The organism is Advenella sp. EE-W14, from assembly GCF_012923605.1.
GTDB lineage: Bacteria > Pseudomonadota > Gammaproteobacteria > Burkholderiales > Burkholderiaceae_B > Advenella > Advenella alkanexedens.
This window is the reverse complement of the sequence record NZ_JAAVNG010000001.1, coordinates 126587-151904: the sequence shown is the minus strand read 5'-3', so window position 1 is coordinate 151904 and position 25318 is coordinate 126587. Positions and strand designations below refer to the sequence as shown.

Annotated in this window: 29 protein-coding genes and 1 tRNA gene; 17 read left to right on the top strand and 13 right to left on the bottom strand. The window is 46.9% G+C overall.

The features are described from left to right. From HCX92_RS00720 to HCX92_RS00680, 9 genes are all read left to right on the top strand, one after another. Window positions 1-851, top strand: an 851-nt coding sequence (locus tag HCX92_RS00720; protein WP_169292995.1) for a hypothetical protein, incomplete at its 5' end; no start/stop codon positions are given. A gap of 6 nt (window positions 852-857) precedes the next feature. Further along, window positions 858-1919 carry a phosphatase PAP2 family protein gene (locus HCX92_RS00715; protein WP_169292994.1) on the top strand — a complete coding sequence of 354 codons (1062 nt, stop codon included), beginning with the start codon at window positions 858-860 and terminating at the stop codon, window positions 1917-1919. Window positions 1920-2068: 149 nt separating this feature from the next. Then, window positions 2069-3277, top strand: coding sequence for a hypothetical protein (locus HCX92_RS00710; protein WP_169292993.1), 1209 nt, complete (start codon window positions 2069-2071; stop codon window positions 3275-3277). Between the two features lie 163 nt (window positions 3278-3440). Further along, entirely contained in the window at window positions 3441-4313 is an 873-nt protein-coding gene (locus HCX92_RS00705; RefSeq protein ID WP_371808374.1) for a decaprenyl-phosphate phosphoribosyltransferase, read from the top strand. 10 nt (window positions 4314-4323) lie between these two features. Further along, window positions 4324-5625 carry an FAD-binding oxidoreductase gene (locus HCX92_RS00700; RefSeq protein WP_169292992.1) on the top strand — a complete coding sequence of 434 codons (1302 nt, stop codon included), beginning with the start codon at window positions 4324-4326 and terminating at the stop codon, window positions 5623-5625. Further along, entirely contained in the window at window positions 5622-6377 is a 756-nt protein-coding gene (locus HCX92_RS00695) for an SDR family oxidoreductase (RefSeq protein WP_169292991.1), read from the top strand. The genes HCX92_RS00700 and HCX92_RS00695 overlap by 4 nt, the downstream gene beginning before the upstream one ends. Window positions 6378-6382: 5 nt before the next feature. Beyond that, the gene (locus tag HCX92_RS00690) at window positions 6383-7018 is read left to right on the top strand and encodes an HAD-IB family hydrolase (protein WP_169292990.1); all 636 of its coding nucleotides are present in this window, start codon (window positions 6383-6385) and stop codon (window positions 7016-7018) included. Window positions 7019-7128: 110 nt separating this feature from the next. Continuing rightward, entirely contained in the window at window positions 7129-7521 is a 393-nt protein-coding gene (locus HCX92_RS14755; RefSeq protein ID WP_211182204.1) for a hypothetical protein, read from the top strand. A 239-nt stretch (window positions 7522-7760) separates the two neighbouring features. Then, complete coding sequence (locus HCX92_RS00680) at window positions 7761-8054, top strand: hypothetical protein (RefSeq protein ID WP_211182203.1); 294 nt, start codon at window positions 7761-7763, stop codon at window positions 8052-8054. A 97-nt stretch (window positions 8055-8151) separates the two neighbouring features. On the opposite strand, the gene HCX92_RS00675 is transcribed toward HCX92_RS00680, so the two are convergent. Continuing rightward, window positions 8152-8886, bottom strand: coding sequence for an IclR family transcriptional regulator (locus HCX92_RS00675; RefSeq protein WP_169292989.1), 735 nt, complete (start codon window positions 8884-8886; stop codon window positions 8152-8154). A gap of 144 nt (window positions 8887-9030) precedes the next feature. Here HCX92_RS00675 and HCX92_RS00670 point away from each other — a divergent pair, with 144 nt between their 5' ends. The 4 genes from HCX92_RS00670 (at window position 9031) to HCX92_RS00655 (ending at window position 12302) form a co-directional block, all read left to right on the top strand. Further along, window positions 9031-9594: a VOC family protein gene (locus tag HCX92_RS00670; RefSeq protein ID WP_169292988.1), complete on the top strand. Its 564-nt coding sequence runs from the start codon at window positions 9031-9033 to the stop codon at window positions 9592-9594. 61 nt (window positions 9595-9655) lie between these two features. Then, window positions 9656-10507 (top strand): fumarylacetoacetate hydrolase family protein, encoded by an 852-nt coding sequence (locus HCX92_RS00665; protein WP_169292987.1) that lies wholly within the window; start codon window positions 9656-9658, stop codon window positions 10505-10507. Window positions 10508-10529: 22 nt separating this feature from the next. Beyond that, window positions 10530-11504 (top strand): tripartite tricarboxylate transporter substrate binding protein, encoded by a 975-nt coding sequence (locus tag HCX92_RS00660; protein WP_169292986.1) that lies wholly within the window; start codon window positions 10530-10532, stop codon window positions 11502-11504. A gap of 18 nt (window positions 11505-11522) precedes the next feature. Then, entirely contained in the window at window positions 11523-12302 is a 780-nt protein-coding gene (locus HCX92_RS00655; protein ID WP_169292985.1) for an SDR family NAD(P)-dependent oxidoreductase, read from the top strand. 82 nt (window positions 12303-12384) lie between these two features. Here the strand turns inward: HCX92_RS00655 and HCX92_RS00650 are convergent, their stop codons facing one another. From HCX92_RS00650 to HCX92_RS00620, 7 genes are all read right to left on the bottom strand, one after another. Further along, window positions 12385-13836 (bottom strand): tetratricopeptide repeat protein, encoded by a 1452-nt coding sequence (locus tag HCX92_RS00650; RefSeq protein ID WP_169292984.1) that lies wholly within the window; start codon window positions 13834-13836, stop codon window positions 12385-12387. Then, a complete protein-coding gene (locus HCX92_RS00645; protein ID WP_246587328.1) occupies window positions 13833-14678 on the bottom strand; it encodes a ferritin-like domain-containing protein in 846 nt (281 codons plus the stop codon). Before HCX92_RS00645 ends, HCX92_RS00650 begins: the two co-directional genes overlap by 4 nt. Before the next feature lie 165 nt (window positions 14679-14843). Beyond that, window positions 14844-16130 (bottom strand): saccharopine dehydrogenase family protein, encoded by a 1287-nt coding sequence (locus HCX92_RS00640; RefSeq protein ID WP_169292983.1) that lies wholly within the window; start codon window positions 16128-16130, stop codon window positions 14844-14846. Between the two features lie 35 nt (window positions 16131-16165). Then, window positions 16166-17263 (bottom strand): carboxynorspermidine decarboxylase, encoded by a 1098-nt coding sequence (locus tag HCX92_RS00635; RefSeq protein ID WP_169292982.1) that lies wholly within the window; start codon window positions 17261-17263, stop codon window positions 16166-16168. Between the two features lie 21 nt (window positions 17264-17284). Beyond that, complete coding sequence (locus HCX92_RS00630) at window positions 17285-17620, bottom strand: helix-turn-helix transcriptional regulator (RefSeq protein ID WP_169292981.1); 336 nt, start codon at window positions 17618-17620, stop codon at window positions 17285-17287. Window positions 17621-17846: 226 nt separating this feature from the next. Next, the gene (locus tag HCX92_RS00625; RefSeq protein WP_169292980.1) at window positions 17847-18425 is read right to left on the bottom strand and encodes a DUF924 family protein; all 579 of its coding nucleotides are present in this window, start codon (window positions 18423-18425) and stop codon (window positions 17847-17849) included. A gap of 64 nt (window positions 18426-18489) precedes the next feature. Beyond that, the gene (locus HCX92_RS00620) at window positions 18490-18711 is read right to left on the bottom strand and encodes a hypothetical protein (RefSeq protein ID WP_169292979.1); all 222 of its coding nucleotides are present in this window, start codon (window positions 18709-18711) and stop codon (window positions 18490-18492) included. A gap of 107 nt (window positions 18712-18818) precedes the next feature. Here HCX92_RS00620 and HCX92_RS00615 point away from each other — a divergent pair, with 107 nt between their 5' ends. Next, a complete protein-coding gene (locus HCX92_RS00615) occupies window positions 18819-19247 on the top strand; it encodes a type 1 glutamine amidotransferase domain-containing protein (RefSeq protein ID WP_211182201.1) in 429 nt (142 codons plus the stop codon). 77 nt (window positions 19248-19324) lie between these two features. On the opposite strand, the gene HCX92_RS00610 is transcribed toward HCX92_RS00615, so the two are convergent. Next, a tRNA-Thr gene (locus HCX92_RS00610) sits at window positions 19325-19400 on the bottom strand. Window positions 19401-19521: 121 nt separating this feature from the next. Here HCX92_RS00610 and HCX92_RS00605 point away from each other — a divergent pair. After that, window positions 19522-19764 carry a hypothetical protein gene (locus HCX92_RS00605; RefSeq protein WP_169292978.1) on the top strand — a complete coding sequence of 81 codons (243 nt, stop codon included), beginning with the start codon at window positions 19522-19524 and terminating at the stop codon, window positions 19762-19764. A gap of 9 nt (window positions 19765-19773) precedes the next feature. Here the strand turns inward: HCX92_RS00605 and HCX92_RS00600 are convergent, their stop codons facing one another. Both HCX92_RS00600 and HCX92_RS00595 read right to left on the bottom strand, forming a co-directional pair. Next, on the bottom strand, window positions 19774-20046 hold the full coding sequence (locus tag HCX92_RS00600; RefSeq protein WP_169292977.1) for a hypothetical protein: 273 nt from the start codon (window positions 20044-20046) through the stop codon (window positions 19774-19776). Between the two features lie 21 nt (window positions 20047-20067). Then, the gene (locus HCX92_RS00595) at window positions 20068-21258 is read right to left on the bottom strand and encodes an acetylornithine transaminase (protein WP_169292976.1); all 1191 of its coding nucleotides are present in this window, start codon (window positions 21256-21258) and stop codon (window positions 20068-20070) included. A gap of 235 nt (window positions 21259-21493) precedes the next feature. Here HCX92_RS00595 and HCX92_RS00590 point away from each other — a divergent pair, with 235 nt between their 5' ends. Together HCX92_RS00590 and gluQRS are read left to right on the top strand one after the other, a co-directional pair. Then, window positions 21494-21958: a DUF494 domain-containing protein gene (locus HCX92_RS00590; protein ID WP_169293019.1), complete on the top strand. Its 465-nt coding sequence runs from the start codon at window positions 21494-21496 to the stop codon at window positions 21956-21958. Next, a complete protein-coding gene (gene gluQRS, locus HCX92_RS00585; RefSeq protein ID WP_169293018.1) occupies window positions 21936-22847 on the top strand; it encodes a tRNA glutamyl-Q(34) synthetase GluQRS in 912 nt (303 codons plus the stop codon). Before HCX92_RS00590 ends, gluQRS begins: the two co-directional genes overlap by 23 nt. Here gluQRS and tcuB read toward each other — a convergent pair. Together tcuB and tcuA are read right to left on the bottom strand one after the other, a co-directional pair. Next, on the bottom strand, window positions 22844-23935 hold the full coding sequence (gene tcuB, locus HCX92_RS00580; RefSeq protein WP_169292975.1) for a tricarballylate utilization 4Fe-4S protein TcuB: 1092 nt from the start codon (window positions 23933-23935) through the stop codon (window positions 22844-22846). The two genes, gluQRS and tcuB, sit on opposite strands and share 4 nt — an antisense overlap. Then, window positions 23922-25316: an FAD-dependent tricarballylate dehydrogenase TcuA gene (tcuA, locus tag HCX92_RS00575; protein WP_169292974.1), complete on the bottom strand. Its 1395-nt coding sequence runs from the start codon at window positions 25314-25316 to the stop codon at window positions 23922-23924. Before tcuA ends, tcuB begins: the two co-directional genes overlap by 14 nt. Between the last annotated feature and the right edge of the window lie 2 nt (window positions 25317-25318).

The following is a 25318-nucleotide window of genomic DNA, read 5'->3' as shown; positions in this document are numbered from 1 at the left end:
GTGCCACTGCCGGCGCCAGTGGTTTGCTACCCGATGAATTAAAAGCGGTTTGGTGGGAACAAATACAGGAACTGAAACCCGCTACCAGCTCACCAGAAAAAATGATTGGCTGGCTAACAACCCCAATTGTGGCCGGGTTGCTGGCGCTTTATTGGGCATGGCGTAAACGGTTGTTATGGCTGGGTGTTTTGGGTATGGGCGCCCTGCTTTATGCCCTATTGGGTGGCCTGCATGTGCGTATGGGTGCGGCAGGCACCTTGGTTTCTGCCCTGGCTTTTGGTTTGTCCATAAGTTATTTGCCTGTGTTTGCCAACGAAGAAGCACGTCATTCTATTAAAGCGCAAATGGGTGGGGTGTTGCTGGTGTTATTAGGGCCATTGCAATTGTTTGCTGTTATTGGTGTTGTGTTGCTGAACAATGATAGCGATATTCTTAATGCAAACAAAGATAAAAAAAATGCGTGTTCCATTCAGGATATTGCCCCGCAGCTAAACGCCTTGCCCCCTTCTGTTATTCTAACCACCAGTAGCGCAGCTTCTGAATTGCTTTATCGTACCCATCACAAGGTGATTGCCGGTAATTATCATCATAATGTGGGGGGGTTACTGGATGTGCACCGGGCGTTGCTGGATACGGCACCTTGGGACACTGCCAAAGGGGTTATTGAAAAACGGGACGTTGGATATATTCTTGTTTGCCAGTCTGGCAATGATGTCGTAACGGATAAGCCACATTCTGCTGCTTTTTATAATTGGCTGGCAGCATCTAATACCATACCCGGTATCAGTCCAATAACATTAAGCCAGAAAACCGATGCCCGATGGCTACTATTAAAAACCACTCAACAATAAAAAATCATGACCGGTCGCGCTCAGTTCAATTGTCTTGATTTAAAAATAGGTGGGTTACTGTTTGGCTCAGTTATTTTATATGCCATTATTGTTTTTGCCATTAGCCCCATCACATTGGGTCAATTTCTACCCTTGGTATGGACATATGGCAAAACGCTACCTATTGCATTCCTTGCAATTTTACTCATTACACAAGTTGCTGGAATTATTACTCTCGGCGTAAAAACAAAGTGTAAAGCCTCACCTTTTGCATTCTGTTATCAAAATTTAAAGCAAAAATGGCAACAAGACCGGTTTTTAAGTTTGATATGGCCCATTGCTACACTGATTATCCTTATTCCCAGTTTTAACGTTTTTAAACAAACCATATTATCCAAACAAGGGTTTACTACAGACCCCTTACTTGCAGATTTGGACTTTTTCCTTTTTCAAGGCGACCCAGGTCTTATTCTCCACTCATTTATAGGCAGCCTGGAAACCACTTTATTCATTGATAACTTATATCATGCATGGTTTTTGCCTATGATTCTGGGCGTTTTTCTGGTTTCAATAAAAGCATCGCCAACCACCCGTATTCGCTATATGAGTTGTTATGTATTTAGCTGGGTTTTTATTGGTTCAATTCTGGCCTGGTTATTTCCCTCTGCCGGACCTTGTTTTTATATTGATTTAGTTAACCCGAATCATGAGGGTTATTCAAAATTAATGAGCCAACTTTACGCTTATCATCAAGAAAAACCTGTTAATGCTTTAATTTATCAACAATATCTTGCTGAGTCATTTGGCAAAGAAAAATTAACAATAGGTGGAGGTATTTCTGCCATGCCGAGTGTTCATGTTGCATTGGCTACGCTTTTTGCACTTGGCAGTTTTTCAATTAACAAATGGCTTGGATATGTAATGAGTTTTTATGCGCTTTTTATATGGCTTGGTTCCGTTTATTTAGGATGGCATTATTTTGTGGATGGTTTTGTTTCGGTTATTTTAATTGGATTATTTTGGAAATGGTTACTGGTTTTTGAAAAAATACCCCCAAAAAAAAGCTCATTAATTATAGAAACCATTTAATATAAATATTTTTAAAATAAAAATTTATAAAAAAATCAATTATTCATGATCAAATAGAATCTATTTATATTTTTAATTTCCATTAAAATATATCAATATTTTATCGCTAAAAATTGGTTTCTTTCTCTTTCTTATTTCAGGTTTTAATAGTGGATAAAAAGTCAAATTCACAAGCCATAAAAAAGCAAACAACTAAATTTTTTATAGCTAGCTCTGTAATAATTTTAATAGTCTTGGCTCGATCCAACCCCCTTCTTTTCAAAGATGGGACAAGTTATGTAAGTAATTGGCGGTACACTCATTATCTTTTTAATTACGATGATGAATTTGTTAAAAGAGGGTTTATTGGTGAATTAATAAGCTTATTTTCTAACCACATTTCATATGCCCAAGTCAGCTTTTTTTCATACATAGCCCTTAGCATACTTTTTTTCTGTTTTTTTTATTTTTTTTCAAAGCCATATTTTTACTATGGTAAGAGATTAGGTGCATTTTTCTTAATGATTTTTGCTTCTACTTCACCGGCGACTTTACAACACTTTGCACTTGACGTTGGTAGATTTGATGTAATCATATATTCAATTTTTATACTGCTTATTTTAATAATTAATTCCTTTTCAAAAAAAAGCACTTTTACTACTTTTATTATTATAAATTTAGGTTTATTCTTATCTGTTCTAGTACATGAGGCAGCATTTTTCATGACACTACCACTTTCTATTGTTTTTTGGAACTATATTGATCACTCCAAAAAAGGTTTTACACTTCAAATCATAAGCTTTACCTTCATCTTATTTTTGACATATTTTATTTCTACACGCGGCGAATACACTTCGCTTGATTTTGAAAGCCATCTTGAAAAATTAAAAACCATTTATGGCGATAGAGTAATTGATGATTCCCTTAGTGTCATCCATCACACTTCCATTAAAGAAAATTTAAACTTAACAATGCAAGTGGGAATCAACTTAAATCGGTTGCTACATCATATAATTTTCGCATTTTTTATGCTACCTTTTTTCTACCTGATTTATAAACTTTACCTTTCAGTAAAAAGTCAATTGAACTTTAGAATTGGATTTATTCTCTTGAGCGCACTATCCCCATTGGCTCTGTACCCTTTGGGGTATGATCATTTCAGGTGGTGGTCTCTGGCGATAACAAACTTTATCATATCAATATTTTTTATTATTTTACAAGATAATATAATTAGAGATAATGTATTGTCATTTTTTGAAGATAGGGAAAAGCTTATCGCTTTTGTTGTATTCATTGGTTTTATTTCTGGTCCTTTAGGAGTAATAGAAAGTTTTGACTTCATTGAATATATAGTGAGAGGCGTAAAATATTTTAGTTAGGAAATTAATAGAGTTTTAGTACTAAATGAAAAACAATACCTTTTCAACAATATTGCCATCACGTCTAAATTTTTCTTTGATAAAAGCCTATCTATCACGCTGGAAGTAGTAAATCTAATGGCTAAATCTTACATTTTTCACAGGATACAAGGATAATGTCAAAGTGCCCCCTCTTATAAAACTCATCCGGCCCCATCAATACCTGAAAAACAGCTTTGTATTCATCGGTCCTTTATTTGCTCATCAATGGGATTTATCAACACTGTATGAAAGCATGATGACATTTGCCGCATTCTGTGCCATGGCAAGTGCGGTGTATATCCTGAATGACCTGGTTGATGTTGAAACAGACCGTGCTCATCCAATAAAAAGCAAAAGGCCCATCGCCAGCAGGGAAATTTCACCTCTTAGTGCAAAAATTTTATTAGTGGCCTTGTTTTTAACGTCAGTTGGCCTGTCAATAAACGTAAGTATTTACGTTGCGGCATGCACTATCAGTTATTTTATTATTAATATTTTTTATTCATTAAGCTTAAAGCATGTTGTCATTCTTGATGTATTTTTAATCTCGTCTGGCTTTATGCTAAGGATTCTAGCCGGTACGCTTGGGCTTGGTATTGCACCTTCTGCCTGGTTACTGCTATGTGGCTTAATGATAACCTTATTTATGGGCTTTTCTAAACGACGCGCAGAACTCCTTATGCTAAAAGGGGGTGACAAACAAGATCAAGCTTTAACAAGACGGGTTTTAGATGACTACAGCCCAATTATTTTAGAACAGTACATTGCGATCACCGCGGCCTGCACTATTCTTTCATACGGTTTGTATACAGTTTCACCCAAAACCATCCAACTTCACAATACCGAGAACCTGATTCTTACATTACCCTTTGTGATGTATGGCATTTTTCGTTATATATTTTTATTACACCGTCACTCAAAGGGTAACGACACGGCCAAAGATTTGTTGCAAGATCCTCATTTATTAATTACCGTCATATTATGGTTTGTCATCACGCTTTGGATACTTCAATGAGTACCGGAAAATGAAAACCCCTCTTTCCTGGAACAAACTGCCCCGTGTTTTTTCTGAAAAAATTCATGCCCTGTCTTACCGGCAAGAGCCGTTTTCAACGCATTTGCCAAAACCCTTTCTGCCTTATGGCAATGGCCGCAGTTATGGGGATGTTTGCCTAACTAACGAAGGCACGCTTTTACTCACCCACGGGCTTGACCGGTTCATTGAGTTTAACCCTGTAACAGGTGTAATCCGGTGTGAAGCGGGTATGACATTGGCTGATCTTCTGGCCTTAATTGTTCCGCAAGGCTGGTTTCTACCGGTTACCCCCGGTACACGGCTTGCCACCATCGGAGGTGCCGTTGCCAATGATGTACATGGCAAAAACCATCATGTCATGGGCAGTTTTGGGCATCATGTAAGGGCCTTTGAGCTTTGGCGTAGCGATGGTTCTATTCTGCATTGTTCAGCAACAGAAAATACAGACTATTTTAAGGCAAGCATTGGGGGGTTGGGGTTGACCGGCCTTATACGCTGGGTTGAACTGCAACTGATGCCTGTCAACAACCCATGGATGTGGGTCCAATCACAACGGTTTCAAAACCTTGATGAGTTTTGGCCACTAAACACCCAGGCCGAACAGAATTTTCCATATACGGTGGCATGGATTGATTGCATGGCAAGCGGGAACGCACGGGGCCGGGGCATTTTATTTGCCGGCCAGCATGCCGCCAGCCAAAGCACTTACCCTGTTTTCAAAGAAAAGACAAAACGGATTCCATTTTCACCCCCCTTTTCGCTGATTAACCCGATGAGTTTACGGGCTTTTAATGCGCTTTATTACCGTCAAGGCGTTAAACCACAAGGTGCATTGTCGCATTATGTCCCATATTTTTATCCCCTGGATGCCATCCAGAACTGGAACCGTATTTATGGCCGACATGGTTTCTACCAGTACCAGTGCGTTATTCCTGCAAGACATGCAAAAGACGCTGCTTCGCGTTTGTTGGAAATGATTGTAAAAAGAAAAGACGGTTCATTTTTAGCCGTGCTTAAAACATTTGGCAATAAACAGTCTGTTGGCATGCTGTCTTTTGCCCGTCCAGGCATGACATTTGCCTTGGATTTCCCAAACCGTGGCACAAAAACCCTGCGTTTATTGGCTGATCTTGACACGATTGTACAAGAGGCAGGGGGTGCACTTTACCCGGCCAAAGACGCACGTATGCCCGCACATTTATTCAAATCGGGTTTCCCGCAATGGGAAACATTCAGTCAATTTATAGATCCGGGCTTTTCTTCAAACTTCTGGAAACGGGTAAGCGCATGAATGCTTTAAAACGAGTCGTTATTTTTGGTGCCACTTCTGCCATTGCCGAACAGGTTGCCCGCCAACTGGTTAGCCAGGGAGCTTCATTGTTTTGCGTTGGCCGGAATAATAGCAAACTGACAGCGATTGTTAATGATTTGAAAGTCAGGGCAGGTGCCAGTCAACACATTGAAGGCTTCTGTTGTGATCTGGTAAATATTGAACAGCATCAGGCAATTATTGAGCGCGTCCAAGAGGTATTGGGTGAAATTGATGCAGTCCTGATTGCACACGGTACCTTACCAACTCAACAAGACTGTGAGAATAGTGTTGACTTAACGCTAAAAGAAATTGAAACGAATGCGTTAAGCATAATCAGTTTATTGACTTTGCTGGCAAATTATTTTGAACTTAAACAAAAAGGGGTAATTTCCGTAATCAGCTCAGTAGCTGGTGACAGGGGCAGACAAAGCAACTACGTTTATGGTGCCTCTAAAGGTATGGTAAGCCTGTTTTTGCAGGGTTTGCGCAACCGTTTGGCTCAAAAAGGGGTTGATGTTGTTACCATCAAACCCGGTTTTGTAGATACCCCAATGACTGCCAGTTTTAACAAGTCAGGCTTACTATGGAGTAAACCTGACAAGATTGCTCAAGGCATTGTAAACGCCATGGTTAAGGGTAAAAATGAAGTTTATTTACCTGGTTTTTGGTGGGGTATCATGTTTATGATTAAACATATTCCAGAGTCTATTTTCAAAAAAATGTCATTATGAATCATATGACTAAAACGGATTTCAATCGGCCAGTTGCTTTTTTTGATTTTGATGGCACACTTACCACCAAAGACTCGCTAATGCCATTTCTTAAGTTTGTGGTCGGGAAACCTGTTTACTATATTAAGTTGTTTGCAATCAGCCCCATTTTAATCGCTTATTTCTTGAAGCTCATTCGCAACGACGTTGCCAAACAGCTGGTGTTGAAATGGTATTTGTCTGGCTATCCTATAGATGAACTGTTTGATTTGGGTAGCAAATTCAGCCAGGAAATCATACCAGGCATGCTTAGGGCCGAAGGAATAGAACGTTTGAGATGGCACCAACAACAGGGACATGAGTGCATTCTGGTAAGTGCTTCACTTGATATTTATTTAGAAAGTTGGGTAAAAATGGAAAATATCAATGCCTTGTTAAGCAGCCAACTGGCTGTTAAGAAAGATTGCATTACCGGTAAATTAAAGGGAGGGAACTGTTTTGGTGAACAAAAGGTTCAAAGAATTTTGGAATGGCTAAATGGGCGTTTACCACCGTTTATTTATGCCTATGGAAATAGTAAAGGTGATGAGTCTATGCTGATGTTTGCCAATGAAGGTTTTTTATTCAAGAAGAAACAAGGATTTATAAAAATTAATGGGTGATTTTATAAGGCAAACTGTTTGTTCATTTTTTAGCTAGTACATATCAGTATGTTAACGTTTTGTATGCATTCCCACGCAGGAGCGTGGGAACGAGTTGCGAGCCGGGGTGAATGATGGCTACGGATGCGACTGGTTCCCATGCTCCTGCGTGGGAACTGGCTGCGGAACTGTGCTACCTACCCGCGCGACTGGTTACCATAATCCTGCATGGGAACCAAATAGGTCCTGTTTCAGCAATAGGCTCAAAATGTCCACTATACGGTATAGGTAATTGCAAAAAATCTGCTAAAATGTACTTTGTTACTAGCAAAAAGGAAGTGCTCATGGCTACTGTATCCTTTGATAAAGATTTTGTAGTCAAAGATAAAGAATCCATTAAACGGATTCACCAGGATTTGGCATCTCCCCGTCAAATCACGGTAAAAAAACGTGACTATAAAGCCGAAAACAAACGGGGCGTTCAGTTATTAAAACAACAATTGTCCAACTTAAAAATCTGCTAAAAGAGCTTGGTGAAACCTCAACCACCAAGCTCCTTTCCCAATTTTGTTGCAATCTTAATGCTGATGTAGAAAATTTTCTTACACAACCCGGCAAAGCCATTCGATTTGAACAAACTGACAATGCCAGAACTTATCTTATTCTGAATGACGACTCTGGTGAGATACTGGCATATTTTTCATTATCTTTCAAAGAGTTGCGGCTGACAAATACCAGTATCAGTAAATCAAAAATTCAACGCATGGATGGTATTTCAAAAAATGCCGGGCGCATCCGTGCATTCCTCATTGGTCAAATAGGAAAAAACACTGCGGTTGCATCCAATCCAATATCCCTGGAAAACATTCTTTCTGAAATCTACGCTGTCATTTCAGCAGCGAAAGAACTGATTGGTGGTCGCATAATTATTCTGGAATGCGAAGATTCCGAGGATTTAATTAAACTTTATGAGCGACACGGTTTTACCCTTATTGCAACACTTGACCCCCAACAATCACGACTTCGTACCATGTATACGCATGTTATTGAACGTTGAGTGATGACAGCATATTTCCAGTCAAGCACCGGTCAACCAAATTTTAAAATATGCATTTCCACACGGAGCATGGGAACGCCCCCCCCGCCACAACCTCCTACCCATAATGCCGCAAGGCAAAATCAATTTCCTCGGCACAATTCTGCAGTTCAGCCACCGCCTTCCCCGCTTCCATCAAACTATAGCGCTTGTCAGACACAATAAACCCCAGTGCAGCATTAATCTGGTGCGCTTTGTTCTGGTATGGGATGGCAATGCCCACCACGCCCTGATTCAGCTCGCTGAACGTGATGCAATAACCTTTTTTCCGTATTTCCCTCAGCTCCTCCTGAACGGTTTCCGGTACTTGCCCTGCAAATGCTTCGGCATTGTCTGTAACCACTTTGCGTAACTGGGGCCTGGACAGGGTGGCCAGTACCGATTTGGACAGCGCCCCCCTGTACAAAGGCATGCGTTTACCCCGCACATAGCTGATTTTCAGGTTTTCTTCCCCAAAAAAATGACTGATGGTAATGATACGGTCGGCATAAATGGTGCCCAGCACGACATCGGAGCCCGATTTTTCGGCCAGACTGCGCATGGCTTGCGAAGAGGCCTGGATGAGCGGGTCGATATTCCTGATCTGGTAGTCCAGCTCAATAATACGGGAACCCAGCACATAGCAGGCACCCGAACTGTGACGCAACAAACCGGCGTTATTCAGTTCCCGGGCATAGCGATACATGGTGGGCACGGCATAGCCCAAATGCTCTGCCATTTCTTCTATCGTCCAGGAGGGGTGTTCTGGCGTGAAAAGATCCAGCACATTCAGCATTTTGGTAAGACTAGACATGGGCAAACCGGTTTTTGGGGTGGAAAAAACCTCATATTATATCAATTTACAAATTTACTGAATTTTTTATTTATTTGATAATTGATTTATATTAAATAATTACATATAATTATTTTCATTGATTTTATTAAATAGTGATAAATAATGAGCTTTAACCATAAAAACGGGCAAGATTCTGCATTTTCTTTTAGCCATGTAGGAATTTTTGTCAAAGACATTGCCCGCATGACGCAGTTTTACCAGCAGGCACTGCAACTGTTCATTACCGACAAGGGCGTGATTGGCGGCAAAGACATCGTGTTTCTTAGCCAGAATCCGGAAGAGCATCATCAACTGGCACTGGTAAGCGGCCGCCCCGAAGACGTGACGTTTAGCGTGATCAACCAGATTTCACTGCGCGTGAAGGACTTGCCCACCCTGCGCCATTATCACGCCAGCCTGAAAGCCGCCGGTGCCGAACGGATCGACCCCAGCACCCATGGCAATGCCCTTTCCATCTATAGCTTTGATCCTGAAGGCAACCGCATAGAAGTCTTTATGGATACCGAATGGTATTGCGACCAACCGCTTAAGGAAACCATCGACTTTAGCCTGAACGATGACGAAATCATGGCCCGGGTCAAGGAAATTGCCCAGACATCCCCCAAGTTCATGCCCCGCTCCGAATGGGTAAAGCAAATGCATGACCTCATGAATGCCCAAGCCTGAACCCAACAAATACCCCTATTGAATTTTTGATATTAAATAAATAAAGTAAGCAGGAAAACAAATGAAATTAATCAGTTTTAACTTGAACAATGAAGAAACATTCGGTGCGGTAAAAGGCGACGAAGTGGTCAACCTGAAGCCTTTGTTTAAAGGCGAAGCCAACACGCTGAAAGAGGTGCTTGAAAAAGACCTGCTGGCCAAGGCCGGGCAACTGGCTGCCAATGCCACGGCGACCCTGAAGTTTGCCGATCTTGAATTGCTGCCCGTAATTCCCGAACCCGGCAAGATTTTCTGTATCGGCCTGAATTATGATGAGCACGTGAAAGAAACCAACAAGGAAAAAACCGAGTCACCGGTAATTTTCCTGCGCGTGGCCGAGTCCCAGGTTGCCCACAACGACAGTATTGTGCTGCCCCCCGAGTCTGTCAAACTGGATTACGAAGGTGAGATTGCGATTGTGATTGGTAAAGGCGGCCGCCGTATTTCAGAAGAAGATTCCTGGGATCACATTGCCGGTTATGCCTGCTACAACGACGGCAGTATCCGCGATTGGCAAACCGCCACTTCGCAGTGGATTCCCGGTAAAAACTTCTGGAAAACCGGTGGTTTCGGACCCTGGATGGTCACCGCTGATGAAATTGAGCCCAACCAGAAATTAACGCTGGTTACCCGCCTGAACGGGGAAGAAATGCAACGTGCCACCACCGATATGCTGATTCACAGCATTCCACGGCAAATTGCCTATATTTCCTCTTTCCTGCCCCTGAACCCGGGTGATGTGATCGTGACCGGAACACCGGGTGGCGTGGGTGCCAAACGTAATCCACCCGTATTCATGAAAGAAGGTGATATTGTTGAAATTGAAGTGGATGCAGTCGGTATTCTGAGAAATACCATTGCCGCCGAAGCATAAACATTCGTATCTGGAGACATAAATGAAAAAATGGTTGAAATCTTTCGCCCCCGTTTGCGCGGCCATTAGCCTGACAGCCGGTGTTGCACAGGCCCAAAATTACCCCGAAAAACCCATTACCTTCCTGGTGCCTTACGCTGCCGGCGGTTTGACCGACGTGTTGGCCCGTGAAGTGGGTGCCCATATGTCCAAAAAACTGGGGCAGCCCGTGGTGGTGGACAATAAACCGGGCGGTGCCGCACAGGTTGGCATGAATGTGCTGAAAAAAGCCCCTGCCGATGGATACACCGTGTTTATTGGCGATGTGCCCTCTTTGGCCACCAATGTGGGTCTGTTCAAGAATCTTTCTTATGATCCGCGCACAGACCTGCAACCTGTTGGCGAGTTGATTGTGTCACCGGCTTTGGTCGTGGTTCCCATGAACAGCCCCTACCAGACTTTTGAAGATCTGGTTAAAGGTGCCTCAGAAAAACCCCAGGGCCTGACTTACGCTTCCCAGGGCGTTGGTACAGGTGCCCACCTGTTTGGTACCTTGCTGCAAAACAAGCTGAACAAGGAAATGACCCATGTAGCCTATAAGGGTTCTATTCCAGGTTTGCAAGACACCATCAGCGGCCAGGTTGATTTCATGTATGACGCCATTCCCACCAGTGGTCCTTTTGTGCTGGGTGACAAGCTGCGTGCCCTGGCGATCGGCTCCAAAGAACGTTCGCCTCTGCTGCCAAATGTCCCTACTCTGGAAGAACTGGGCTACGGTGACATTGTGCCCACTTTCTGGTGGGGCGCTGCTGTCAAGAAGGGTACACCGGCCGAGATCGTTGCGTTGCTGAACCAATCAATGACTGAAGCCATGCAGGATCCGGAAATTTCCAAAAAATTTACCAACCAGGGTGTGCTGATCAACACTACCTCGCCAGAAGCATTTACCACTTATATCAATGAAGAAATTGAGAAGTGGAGTAAAGTGATGGCCGATGCAAACATGCAAGTGAATTAATCATACAGGTAATAAATAATGAGAGGTCTTGAAAATAAAGTCGCGTTAATTTCTGGCGGTATGGGTGATATTGGCATGGCCATTGCCACCCGTTTAATCCAGGAAGGTGCCAGGGTTGTGCTGGGCGATCTGAAAGAAAAGGATGACGCCCTGCTGGCCTCCCGCTTTCAGGGCATGACGGTTCCCGACTGCGTACAACTGAACGTCACACTGGCGGACAGCTGGAAAAACGCCTTTGAACAGGTCGTGGCGCGCCATGGTCGCTGCGATATCCTGGTCAATAATGCCGGGGTTATTTCCAACCAAAGCGTACCATTCAGCGATATTGATTTTCAGGAATGGAAACGCCTGTTTTCCATTAACGTCGATGGCACGTTTCTGGGTATTCAGGCCGGTATCCAGGCCATGAAAAACAATGAAAATGGCGGTGCCATTGTCAACATGGGCTCCATTGCCGGGTTCGTGGGTTCGGTAGGAGGCGGCTCTTACGGTTCCAGCAAAAGTACCATTATCAATATGACACAGCAGGCAGCACTCAGTGCCGCCCGCTCGGGCCAGAAAGTGCGTATCAATGCCGTGCATCCAGGCTATGTCTGGACGCAACTGGTTGATGCCACACTCAGCAAACAGTTTGGTTCAGAAGAAAAGGCACTGGAAGCGGTGCGTGCCATGAACCCGATGAACCAGATCGTGAGCGTTGAAGATGTAGCGGCTACCGTAGCATTCCTGGCCTCCGAAGATGCCAGAATGATTAATGGCACCGGTATTGTGGTGGATGGAGGCAGACTGCTGCAATAAATACCGGGCATTGTCTCTATGCATTCCCACGCGGAGCGTGGGAATGAGGTAGTTTTTTACCATTAAGTGCGGAAAGCCCCCATCAGCCCGAAGCCGCCCGGCCTTTGCTTCGTGCCAGAAATCCCTGATTAAGCCGGCTGTTTGGCTTCAGGGCCAGGCGCTCGTTGGCCAGGGCCCGAGCCAGTTCGGGCTGTCCGGCACGAATGGCCGCTTCTATCAGGGTCAGGTCAATAATATCGCGCTGGGCATGGCTGCCCCCAAAGCTGTTGGCTATAAACCTGGCCCCGTACAGTCGTTCAATGGCGGTTTGATAATCCTTGCGCCAGAATGCGATAAACCCTTCAATCAGGGGCAAGGTGGTTTGCCGGGTCCATTGCTGCATTTCCGATTCAATGCCCGGTTTGATGTTCTTGCAATCTTTCAGGACTTGCCCGGCATCAATATCCCGTCCCGCGCCAAGGTAGGCCATAACGGCATGCCAGTCATTAAAGGTATAAGAATGCCCATCGGCATGGACCTGCCAGCAGTCGGCCAGCTCATCCCAACGATCACCCACCTCCACGCCTTCCAGGTTCAGGCGCCACAACATGGCCGAGGCATCCACCAGCTCCAGTACCACAGTGCTGTCGCCATTGCGGATATGGTTATCGTAAATGCCCAGCACCACGTCTTCCTGCCCCAGCTCCTGATAATACAGTGCCCGATGCCACCAGTTATGCACCTTGAAAAAATTGCCATCATCAGACCAGTATGGTTCACGCGTTGCCATCCATGTAACGCCTTCGGTAACCCGCCCCTGCATTTCCAATACATGCGCCACCGCATGATGGGCCCAGCAGTCAAAGGGTTGCAGTTCCGTGGCTTGGCGGCCGGTTTCTTCGGCCCTGGCGTAATCACCGGTTTCTTCCAGGCCAAAGGCATACATACCAAGCAAAATGGAATATCCCGGCACATCCTCCGACCAGTAAGGTAATATCCGGGCCAGGCGGTCACGCAAATTACGCGCATTGGCACGATAAAAATCCATCAAATGACCGGCCTGCAGGGCCACAATATCCATCGGGTAATTGCAGTTGTGGATATCCAGCACCAGGGCGGCAGCCGTCCACTCTCCGTGCAACATCAGATCCAGCGCCCCCAGGTGCGACGCTTCCCGATCGCTTAAATGCATGGTTTTCAGGTGCCGCACCGTATCTTTGGCGTAGCCGTTCAGGACAGGCTCGGTGGCCAAGCCTAACAAGTAAGCCTTGAAAATATGCGCCATGGCAAAGTGGGGTGAAACTTCGATGGCATTAACCAACCCCTGATCAAGCCCACGCCCCAGGTCTTCAGAAAAATAAATACCAAAACGCTGCCAGTCGGCCATCAGGCCTTGTTTGCGTTTTATCGCAATCAGCGGATCAAAGGCCTCAATGATTTCCACGTCATAGCCATGTTCACGCACCACATTTTCCACCCTTTCACAAATACGCTCAAAATCGGCACGGTCAACCGCCTGTGCATTGGCTTCATTTAAATAAACGGTAACTTTCATTTTGTTCCTCGCCTGTCAGAAATAAACCGTCCGGCTATTTTTACAATCGGGCCTTCCACAACCCGGGTAAGCGGCTTGGGCAGGTCCAATGGACGCAACAGCATTTTGGCCGCCATGTCCAGGGGGTAATGTTGGCGGAATTGCCGGCTGAATTGCGCACACATTTTTTTAAACCCGGTTTTATCGCTGTTATTACCTGCATTGCGGTGCACCATGTAAACATGCCACAAAGCAGTTTCCGCATCGCTGTTACGGGCTTCCATCACGCGACGTCCAATGGCACGGAATATTTTCAGGCGACTGGTGGGATCCAGCTCCCGGTACAGTTTGAAATATTGGTAAAAATGCTTGTAATGGCTGATTTCATCGGCACGGATCAGACTGGCCATCCGGGCCAGAACGGGCTCATTGGCCTGCCCTGACAACGCCTGGTAGAAGGTGGCGGTGCCGGTTTCCACCACACAACGGGCGGCCATTTCCAGGCAACGGGTAGGTTCAAGGGCTTCCTGGGTACACTGTGCCGAGTAGTCGGCAAAGAAAGACTGATACGCCCGCTCCCAGTCAAATTCCGGCCAGACATGCTTGACGTAATCGCGCAGCACATAACCATGACGGGTTTCTTCAAACTTCCAGTGATCCACCAGCCACTGCATGATCACAGCCTGATCATTGAAGTATTCAATCAGGTTATCGGTATACAGGTCGGCGGCAATTTCTATAAACGAAGCGCCAGCCACCAGATAAAGCAGGTCTTCTCGCAGCCTTACGGCCTGGATATTAATATCATGGTAGGGCACCTGGTCAAGGCTCCATGACATTGCTGAATGCGTTTGTTTTTGCATGGCCTGTGCTCCGGGAAGTGTTGACTTCACTTATTCTGAAAGAATACATGAGCACACAACAATTTGCCACCCTGGCAAACGCAACAGGGTGGCAAATTAACGGAAAGGGCCCTTAAATGGCCATCAGGGGCAAGGCTTGTCGCCCACATGCCACCCGTCTGCTTTTTATGCAGTGGCGAACACTTTCTCGGGCTCGCTGCCAGCCAATTCCTGCACGGGGTCCAAAATACGGTCACCCTGCTCATCCTGAATACGGGTCACCAGACCCATCGTATTCATGAGCGAGATAAACGGTGCGGGGTCCTGCTCCTCCACGTTCACCATGCGTTTGGCGTCCCAGGTACCATTGGCAATTAACATGGCAGCGGCAACCGCTGGCACGCCCGCGGTATATGAAATGGCCTGGCTGCCTACCTCGGCATAGCATTCTTCATGGTCGCAGGTGTTGTAAATCATGACTTCTTTGGCCTGACCGTCTTTGGTTCCTTTAACCAGGTCACCAATGCAGGTTTTACCGGTGTAACCGCCAGCCAGGGAAGCCGGATCTGGCAACACGGCCTTCACCACCTCAAGCGGCACGATTTCCTGACCGCGTGCGGTGCGAACGGGTTTTTCTGAAAGCAGGCCCAGGTTGTTCAGGACGTTAAACACATTAATATAATGATCGCCAAAACCCATCCAGAAACGGATATTCGGCACGTCCAGGAAACGGGATAGCGAATGCAGTTCATCATGCCCGGTCAGATAGGCCACGCTCTTGCCGGTTACCGGCATATCCCACTCCTTGCGGTGCTCAAACATTTTGTTGGCTTTCCATTGCGCGTTTTCCCATGACCATACCGTAGAGGTGAACTCGCGGAAATTGATTTCCGGATCAAAGTTGGTGGCAAAGTAACGGCCATGGTTGCCCGCATTGATATCAATAATATCAATGGAATCAACCTTGTCGAAATAATTATCGTAAGCAAAGCGGGCATAGGCATTTACCACGCCCGGATCAAACCCAACCCCCAATACGGCCGTCACGCCCGCCTCTTTACAGGCCTGGCTGCGTTTCCATTCATAGTTGGCATACCAGGGTGGCGTTTCACAGACTTTGCTGGGGTCTTCGTGAATGGCGGTATCCAGATAGGCGGCACCGGTACCAATACAGGCTTCCAACACAGACATGTTCAAAAACGGTGAGCCCACGTTAATCACAATCTGGCTGTTGGTGGCGCGAATCAGCGCTTTGGTCGCTTCAATATCCATGGCATCAAGCTGGTGTGCACGCAATACGCCCGGGCTTTGCAGATTGCCCTTTTCCTTGATGGAGTCAATAATGGCTTCGCATTTGCTTAATGTACGTGAGGCAATATTGATATCACCCAGCAGTTTGTTATTTTGTGCACATTTGTGTGCAGTTACATGAGCAACGCCACCTGCACCGATAATAAGTACATTTCGTTTCATTGGTGTACCCCTTTTATTTAAATTTAAATAATTTATTAAGACAGACTGCTGACGTAGTCGTCATAACCAAACTCACGCACGGCACGAATGCTGCCATCAGGCTCCTTAATGGCAATAGCCGGCATGTTTACGCCGTTAAACCAGTTTTTCTTGACCATGGTGTAACCGCCTGCATCCCCAATCGAAAGCCGGTCACCCACCTGCAATGGCGCATCAAAATTGCCTTCGCCAAAAATATCTCCGGCCAGACAGGTCTTGCCGCATATCTGGTAACGGTGTTCTCCGGTTTCATTACCGATGGGTGCTGTTTCGCGATAAATCAGCAGGTCAAGCATATGGGCTTCGGTAGAGCTGTCCACAATAGCCAGATGTTTACCATTAAAGGCCGTATCCAGCACGCTGACTTCCAGCGTAGTGGTGTAACGCACGGTTGCCTCACCGGGCTCCAGGTAAACCTGGACACCGTAGGTTTGCGCAAATTGGCGCAAGCGTTGGCAGAATTTGTCCAGTTCATAACCCGGTTTGGTAAAACTGATACCGCCCCCTAAACTGACCCATTTCAGCTGATGCAAAATGGCGCCATAACGCGCTTCAACCTGTGTCAGGAGATCGTCAAAACGGGCAAAGTCTGCGTTTTCGCAGTTGTTGTGAATCATGACGCCATCAAGGCGGTCGATGATGGCCAGAATACGTTCCGGATTGCCTTCGCCCAAACGGCTGAACTGGCGTGCCGGATCAGCCAGATCAAAGCTGGAGCTGCTGATGCCCGGATTCAGGCGCAGGCCTTTGGGTTTGTTGCCTGCCTTCGCTTCGAAGCGCTCAAGCTGGCTGATAGAGTTGAAGATGATTTTGTCGCTGTTGGCCAGCACTTCGTCTATTTCGTGGTCGGCAAAGGCAACGCTGTAAGCGTGGGTTTCACCGCCAAATTTCTGGTAACCCAGCTTGACTTCGTACAATGAGGAAGAGGTGGTGCCATCCATGTACGGTTTCATGAAATCAAATACCGACCAGGTGGCAAAGCATTTTAAAGCCAGCAGCAATTTGGCGCCGGAATTTTTCCTGACGTAGTCGATAACTTGCAGGTTTTTCAAGAGGGCTGATTGGTCAATCAGATAATACGGGGTTTGGATCATTGATATTTTTTTTACCTTTTATTAGTCGGGTGGACGGTTTTTCTTGCTGGCAGAATGTGTGTCTTCAAGGCAATCAATGACGATAGCCGCACGGTTGGGAAACTTGGCCACCACTTCAAGTTTGCCCCCCAGATGTTCTACATAGTGACTGATGGTAGAGAGCAACATGTCATGGCGTTTTTCAAGACGGGAAATGGTGTCTTGCCCTACGCCCATGGTTTCCGACAAGTCTGCCTGCGTTAGTTTGGCCATTTTTCGCAGCTGCTTTAGCGTGGCGCGCTGCATAGCGTAAACATCGCTTTTAGCGCTGCTTTCAGACGCCTGGGCAATGGTTGAGTTATCACGCTTTTTTGACATGTAAAATTTTCTCGATATGGATCAGAAGCCATATTATGCTTCAAAGCACATATGGATTCAAGTACATATTTGAATTTTTTAAAAAAAGTTTATTAATTGATTTTTTTATGCCACAAATGGTGATGCTGCTTTGTTTGAATGAAAAAAAACCGCCAGACAGTAAGCGCGGCGGTTTCAGGCAAATAAAGGGGTGAACAATTTATTGGACACCTTTGGAAGGTCGCTTTTAGTTAGGTGATACCTGCGCCTGGCGAACAAACTCTTCCAGCATCTGGTGCAAATCTTTACAAAAGGCAATTTCTTCTTCACTGGAGGCGCGGCCCAGGATTTTATTGCGGGTTGGGTAACGGCCAAATTTATCTATCATGCCTTTATGCTGAATTTCATGTTCCAGCGTTGCCGCATCACCCAGCTCGGTAAACAGGACCAGCGCTTTTTCATGAATAAGCCGTGACTCCGAATGCATGAACGGCATGATGACGAATTTTTTTTCCATGGTGGACAGCGTTTGGTATTCGGGCAGTTTGATGGCCTCCTGGGCCAGAACCAGCGCTATGCCATCCTGGCTGAAGGCCTGCGGGGTATCACGCCATATATTGCGCGAAAACTGGTCCAGCACAATAATTTCAGCCAGACGCCCTTGCATGGTGGCACGCCATTCATCACACTCGCCACGCGCCGCCGCTTCGCAAACAGGGCCAAAGCGTTCACGAATGGTCTGGTCGTATGATTTACCACCCTGAAACCACATTTGTGGTGTGCTTTCAACGAACCAGAAGTGAAGAACATCTTGAACGATTTGCATGGGGGACATCCTGTTTTGTTTGTTAACGGGAAATATCTTTTCGGATCATACTGCAGTTCAATCTTTATTTGTTCATTTCCAACTCTCTTAATGCAAGAATTAATTTATCGACATCTGTTGCAGGATTACTGCTATTCATTGCTTCATTATGTCTACGTAATCTATCTGCATTTTCAAGCGCGGTATTCAATTTATTTTTCAGCTGACTATAAACACCTCTTCCACCTTTTGCATACTTAGCAAATCCAGGTTTGGTTTTTAACTTTGAAACAACCTGATCTCCCACTGATTTTTTTCCTTTGACCTAATGATGCACCAGCACAGGATGCAAACTAGTATCTAGCTCATCGACTACCAGCACCACGATCATATACAATCAAAGAAACCACCGTTGTGCTGAAAAAAACCTTCGCGACCGGCCACGATGCCATTTTCTATCCTGGTGGGCATGGCCCTTTATGGGATCTTCGTTACGATGAGCACTCAAAAAAACTCATTCAGGATTTCTGGAATAACGACAAAATTGTTGCGGCCGTTTGTCATGCCGGATGCGTTTTGCTGGACGTCATCAACCAAGATGGCACTGCGCTTGTCAAGGACAAAAAACTGACCGGCTTCAGCAATGAAGAGGAAATAGCGGTTGCCTGTGAGAGTATTGTTCCCTATTTGCTTGAAACCGAATTGATTAATAAAGGCGCCCAATTCAGCAAGGCGGGAAATTGGGAAGCGCACGTGGTGATTGATGGCAGGCTGATTACCGGACAGAACCCGGCTTCTTCAGAAAAAGTGGCCCTGGCACTGGTTAAAATGCTGAAAAGATAAAAGGCTACACAGGGGCTACACAGATCACAAAACAAAAACGCCAACCCGTTAAGATTGGCGTAAGTGCTTGTTGTTATTGGTGCCGCTTGCCGGAATCGAACTGGCGACCTTTTCATTACGAATGAACTGCTCTACCAACTGAGCTAAAGCGGCTTGTTATTATTGTTAGTTAAGCCAGTAATTCTATCATTTGAATTACCAATCGTGCAAATGAACCCGACACCTTTTAAAAAAACCGCTACACTGACACTTTAGTATTTATATAAACATACCCATGACATCACTGCCCAAATTTGCCCCAAATGGCTGGCGCCGTCACAGCAACGGTATCCTTGAGCATGTTTCAGGCCTCCAGTTTGAACCCGACCAGGCTGGCAGCATGAAACTGGTTCAATCTTCATTACTGGTTTTCATTGAAAACGTTAAGAATGAAGGCGTTAACCAGGAACAGGCCGAACGCCTGCTGAAAAAACTGACCTTGCAGGCCAAAGAACACTTTATTGGCCTGCTGCATTAAGACACCCTATTACTCTTCCAGGTCTTCCAGGCTGTCCATCAACTCGGCTATTTCATCCTGGTAAGTTTCCATCATTTCTACCGGCAGGTCGGCCTCCAGGCTATGCGTCATAAAGTTTTCGGCACAAATCGCAAGCGCATTGGCAACAGCCTGCCTGTCAGTCACGTTTACCATGAGCGCATACAGGCCATGCTGCAAAGCGGCCTGCTGGGCCATGCAATGGTTCAGATTATCGGAAAGCTCTACCACCAGTGCCTTCAACTCATCAATTTCATTACTCATAAACAGTGCCTTCCCATTGGCTTATTGGCGCACTTGCGCAATTAATTCATCCAGCCAGCTTAACATCAAATCGATTTCTTCCTTGCTAATGTTCAGCGCGGGCATGAAGCGCAACAAATTGGTTCGTGGTGCATTCAATAACAGGCCTTCCGGTGCACGGTTACGGGCGGCTTCAACAATGGCATTGCCTTCTTCACGGTCTAGCATCAGGGCACGCAACAGGCCCAGGCCGCGCTCGCCTTTCATGCCCCATTTGGCAGACAGCTTGTTCAAGCCATCAGACAGGTATTGGGCACGCTCATTCACACTGTCCATAAAGCCCGGTGCATTCAGCACATCAAACACGGCTACGCCTGCAGCGGTCATCAGCGGGTTGCCGTTGTAAGTACCTCCCTGGTCGCCATGCTCAAAGCAGGCCACTTCCTCACGGCACAACAGTGCAGATAATGGCACGCCACCACCAATACCCTTGCCCAGCGTCATGATATCGGGCTCAATGCCATAGTGCTGATAGGCAAACATGGTACCGCAACGGCCCATGCCGGTTTGCACTTCGTCCACAATCAGCAAAATGCCTTTTTCACGGGTTAAGGCACGCAGCTCCTGCATGAACTGCATATCGGCAGGAATCACCCCGCCTTCACCCTGCACCGGCTCCAGCATGACGGCAACGGTCTGGTCATCAATAAGTTCACGTACCGAATCCAGATAGTTCATGATGGCTTTTGGAAAGCCGTCAACCTGGGGCGCAAATTTTCTGTCCCAGCCGGCCTTGCCCGAGGCCGACATGGTGGCCAGGGTACGACCATGAAAACTGTGGTCGAAAGTAATGATTTTGTAAGCACCATTGCGGTGGATTTGCCCCCATTTACGGGCCAGCTTGATGGCACCCTCGTTGGCTTCGGCACCACTGTTGGCAAAAAACACGCGATCAAAGCAAGAGGCGGTGGTAAGGCGATTGGCCAGGTCAATGGATGGCTGGTTGTAAAACCCGGGCGACGGATTGATCAGCACCTTGGCCTGGTTTTCGATGGCCTGCACCACTTCTGGCGGACAATGCCCCAGACAGTTAACGGCCCAACCCTGCATGATATCCAGGTATCGTCGGCCCTCCTGGTCTTCCAGCCAGGAACCTTCCCCTTTGACAAAAATCAGTTCGGGGCGGGAGGTGATTTCCATTAACGACTTTACGTCAGCAGGATTAAATGCCATGACAATTCCTTTCAGGGGCAATGAACTAAACAAAACAGACACCGCATTTTAGTCAAAATACCCGTGACTGTGCGATTAAAAACCGATTCTGTAGGCAAAGTTACACACCCGTATCTTGCTGAAACAACGATCGCTTCCCAAAAGTGCACTTACCCTTATATTTAATGATCCTTTTTGCCTTTTTCAGTTATCATGAAGCCTGCCTTTGAATAAACCTTTTTCGGAAGTTACCACTATGTTCGATGTCCTGGTTTATCTCTTTGAAAACTACTATACACCAGATGCTTGCCCGTCTACCGACGTGCTGACCAAGCGTTTAGTGGCCGCTGGCTTCGAACATGAAGACATTAGCGATGCCATTGGCTGGCTGTATGGTCTTGCCGAAACCACCGAACAAAGCGGTGAGTTGTCGGACATGTCTGCCACCAGCACACGTGTTTATGCAAACTTTGAACAAATGCACCTGGGTCCTGAAGCCATCGGTTTTCTCTGTTTTCTGGAAAACTCCGGTGCCCTCACACCCGCACTGCGTGAAATCGTGATCGACCGCGCCATGGCCACCCCTGACGCTGAGGCCCCGGTATCTCTTGAGCATTTTAAAATCATTACCCTAATGGTACTCTGGAGCCAGGAAGCCGACGTGGATCACCTGGTCCTGGAAGAACTGCTCACCGATGATGGAGCCAAACTCCTGCACTAATTACATTGGCCGTTTTGCACCCAGCCCCAGCGGGCCGTTACACAACGGCTCGCTGGTGGCGGCTATGGCCAGCTATCTTGATGCCCGTGCCCACCACGGCCAGTGGCTGCTGCGCATCGAAGACATTGATACCCCGCGTGTGGTGGCCGGGGCCGATCACACCATCATGCAACAATTGCAGGCCCTTGGCATGCACTGGGACGGCCCGGTCATCTGGCAGTCATCACGCCTGAACCGTTATCAGGAAGTATTCAATCAACTGAAAGAGCGCGGGCTTATCTACGGCTGCGCCTGCACCCGCAAGGAAATTGTCAGTAACGCCATTGAAAACGACAGGCTCGGTCTGCATGGCGAACGCCCTTATGCCGGCACCTGTCGCCATGGTATTGCCGGCAACCGCCCTGCCCGGGCCTGGCGCCTTGTCATGCCCGAAGGCATCGTCCGTTTTGTTGACCGCTGGCAGGGAGAACAAAGCCAGGATGTTGCCAATGAGGTGGGGGACATTATTGTTAAACGTGCCGATGGCCTGTTTGCCTACCAGCTGGTGGTGGTCATTGATGATCATGACCAGGGTGTGACCGACATTGTGCGGGGCAATGACCTGCTAAGCTCAACCGCCCGCCAGCATTGCATTGCCCGCATGCTGGGTTATCCCACCCCCCGCATGATGCATGTTCCCCTGGTTCTGGATGAAAACGGACGCAAACTGTCCAAACAGAACCATGCCACCGCGATTGATATACAAAACCCGCTGACCAGCCTGGGTAAAGCCTGGCTGGCTCTGGGGTTTGACCCCTTGCCAGCGGGCAACGTAACGCAATTCTGGCAACAGGCCGTGCCGGAGTGGCACCGGCGCTTTGGGCTGCTGCCGGTGCACCCTACGCTTTAATGCAAAGGTTTTTCTTTGGCGTATTTAATCAATGCGCCCAGCCTGTACAAACCATGCACAAACTTGCCAAAAGGCATGGTTATGAACAAAGACAGAATAACGGCCAAATGAATCACCAGCAAAGTCGCCAGTGCCGGTGTTTCCCTGAAAACCATCAGCGCAAGACCGGTAACCGCAGCCAGGAACAATTGTGCAATGAACGCGTAATCCATGCCCATCTGCCTGATATTCACAATGGCCGGGTCAGCTTTGCGTTTGAGCCAAAACTGTCCCGCCGTACCAATTGCCAGGCTAATGCCGCCAATGGTTCCTGTGAGTTTGGGCAAACTGAAAAAATTGTACGGTGCCTGCCAGCCAAACACATAGTGGAAAATCGTACCAGACACGGTTGCGGCAAAACACAGCATGAACCCATAAAAAGTAAAGTGATGGAACCGTCGACGCCACGGAGAAATTTCATCATCCGGGTAAGTACATCCGGTTTTCACATTGCCATGCAAGTATTTCAGGCTGAATGCATCGGCCATCCCCTCTTTGACATTTTTCCACGATAACAGCTCACCCGGCTTTTCACCCGTATCTTTCAGGAAAGCCCGAAAACCCATTATCAGCGCCGTCACTACCCAAAGGGCTGCCAAACCAAACACCGTTACCAATACACCATGCGGGAAAATAGCGTAGAAATCTCCGGCTGGCGCAGAAGAAAGGCCATTTGAAAACAAGGTTGCCACACCTAAAAGAACAATAAGGGCCAACATAAAAAACAGGCTGCTCAATAAACCGCTTTTTTCAAAACCACGCGCAATGCCACGCGGCCAGGCATAACTTTGATAGGTCGTTTGACGCACCGCAGCCAGTTGTACCGGCAAATTCACATTAAATTCATGCGGTGGCGCATACTGGCAGGCGTAGTAACATTCGCTACAGTTATGACATAAATTGGCCAGATAATTTATATCGCCCTTGGTAAAATCCAGCCGTTGCTCCATGGCAGGAAACACGGCACAAAATCCTTCACAATAACGACATGAATTACAAATACCCACAGAATGACGGGCATCTTCAATCAATTTTTCAAGCTGTTGCATGCTTTGCTGCCTCCTTGCCGGCAATCCTGCCAAATACCGTACCAATTGCCATACCAAATCCGGCAACATAACCTTTACTTAAAATATTTCCTGCCATGATTTCTCCGGCAGCAAATACATTTTTCGACACCACGTCATCTTGCATGACAACCCTGGCCTCACGGGTAACCTTGACCCCCATGTAGGTAAAGGTAATACCCGTCGCCAGTGGATAGGCATAAAACGGACCCTGATCTATTTTGCGGGCCCAATGACTTTTATTCGGCTGCAAGCCCTGTGTATGGCAATCATCAAGCTTATTGTGATCAAAGTTGCCGGCCACTACAGCGGCATTGAACTGTGCAACCGTCTCTTGGACGGTATCCACGGGAAGCCCCAGTTTTTCTGCCAAGGCTGGAATCGTATCAGCCACAATAGATTTGAAAACCGACGGCATGAAGTGACCGATTGCCTTTGAGTCAATAATGCAATAGGCGATCTGATCGGGTTGCCCGGCCACCAGACGTCCCCAGATGGCATAACGTTTGGGCCAGAAGTCCTCGCCCTCATCGTAAAAACGCCTTCCTTCTTTGTTCACCACGATACCCAGGGAGACACAATCGACCCGGGTCACGATGCCACCATCATAGCGTGGGGAACGGGCGTCAATGGCAACCGCATGTCCCTGGGTAGGATCACCAATAATGCAGGCGTTATTACGCATCAGCTCGCGTAGCATGACCCCTTCGTTAAAGCGGGTGCCACGTATAATAAAGTTACGCGCACTGGGGCCCCATGCCTCTTCCAGCCACTCCCGGTTCGATTCAAACCCACCAGAGGCGATCACTACAGAACGTGCATTTATCCTGATTTTTCTGCCCTTGCAGACAGCCTCGACACTTTCACATTCCCCATTGGCAAAGTTCAGGGTTTGGGCTTGCGTTTCATAAAGGATTTGCACTCCCGCTTTTTCGGCAGCCTTGAAATAAGCATTGACCAGGGCTTTACCACCGCCCAGAAAAAATGCATTGGTCCGTCCCAGGTGCAACGTACCACCCAGGGATGGCTGAAAACGCACGCCATGCGCTTTCATCCAGTCTGTACAGGATGCGGTTTCGCGAATGACATAACGTGCCATTTCTTCATTCGTTTCCCCCCCTGTTACCCGAAATACATCCTGAAAATATTCATCTTCGGTATAAGCATCAGTTAAGACATCGGTTGGTGCATTGTGCATACAACGCAAATTGCGGGTATGGCTGCTATTTCCGCCACGCCATTCCCGTGGGGCACTTTCTATCAGAATGACAGACGCCTTTTGCTCACGCGCCGACAACGCGGCACACAGCGCAGCATTACCACCGCCAACCACCAGAACATCACATAATAATGTATCTTTCAAGG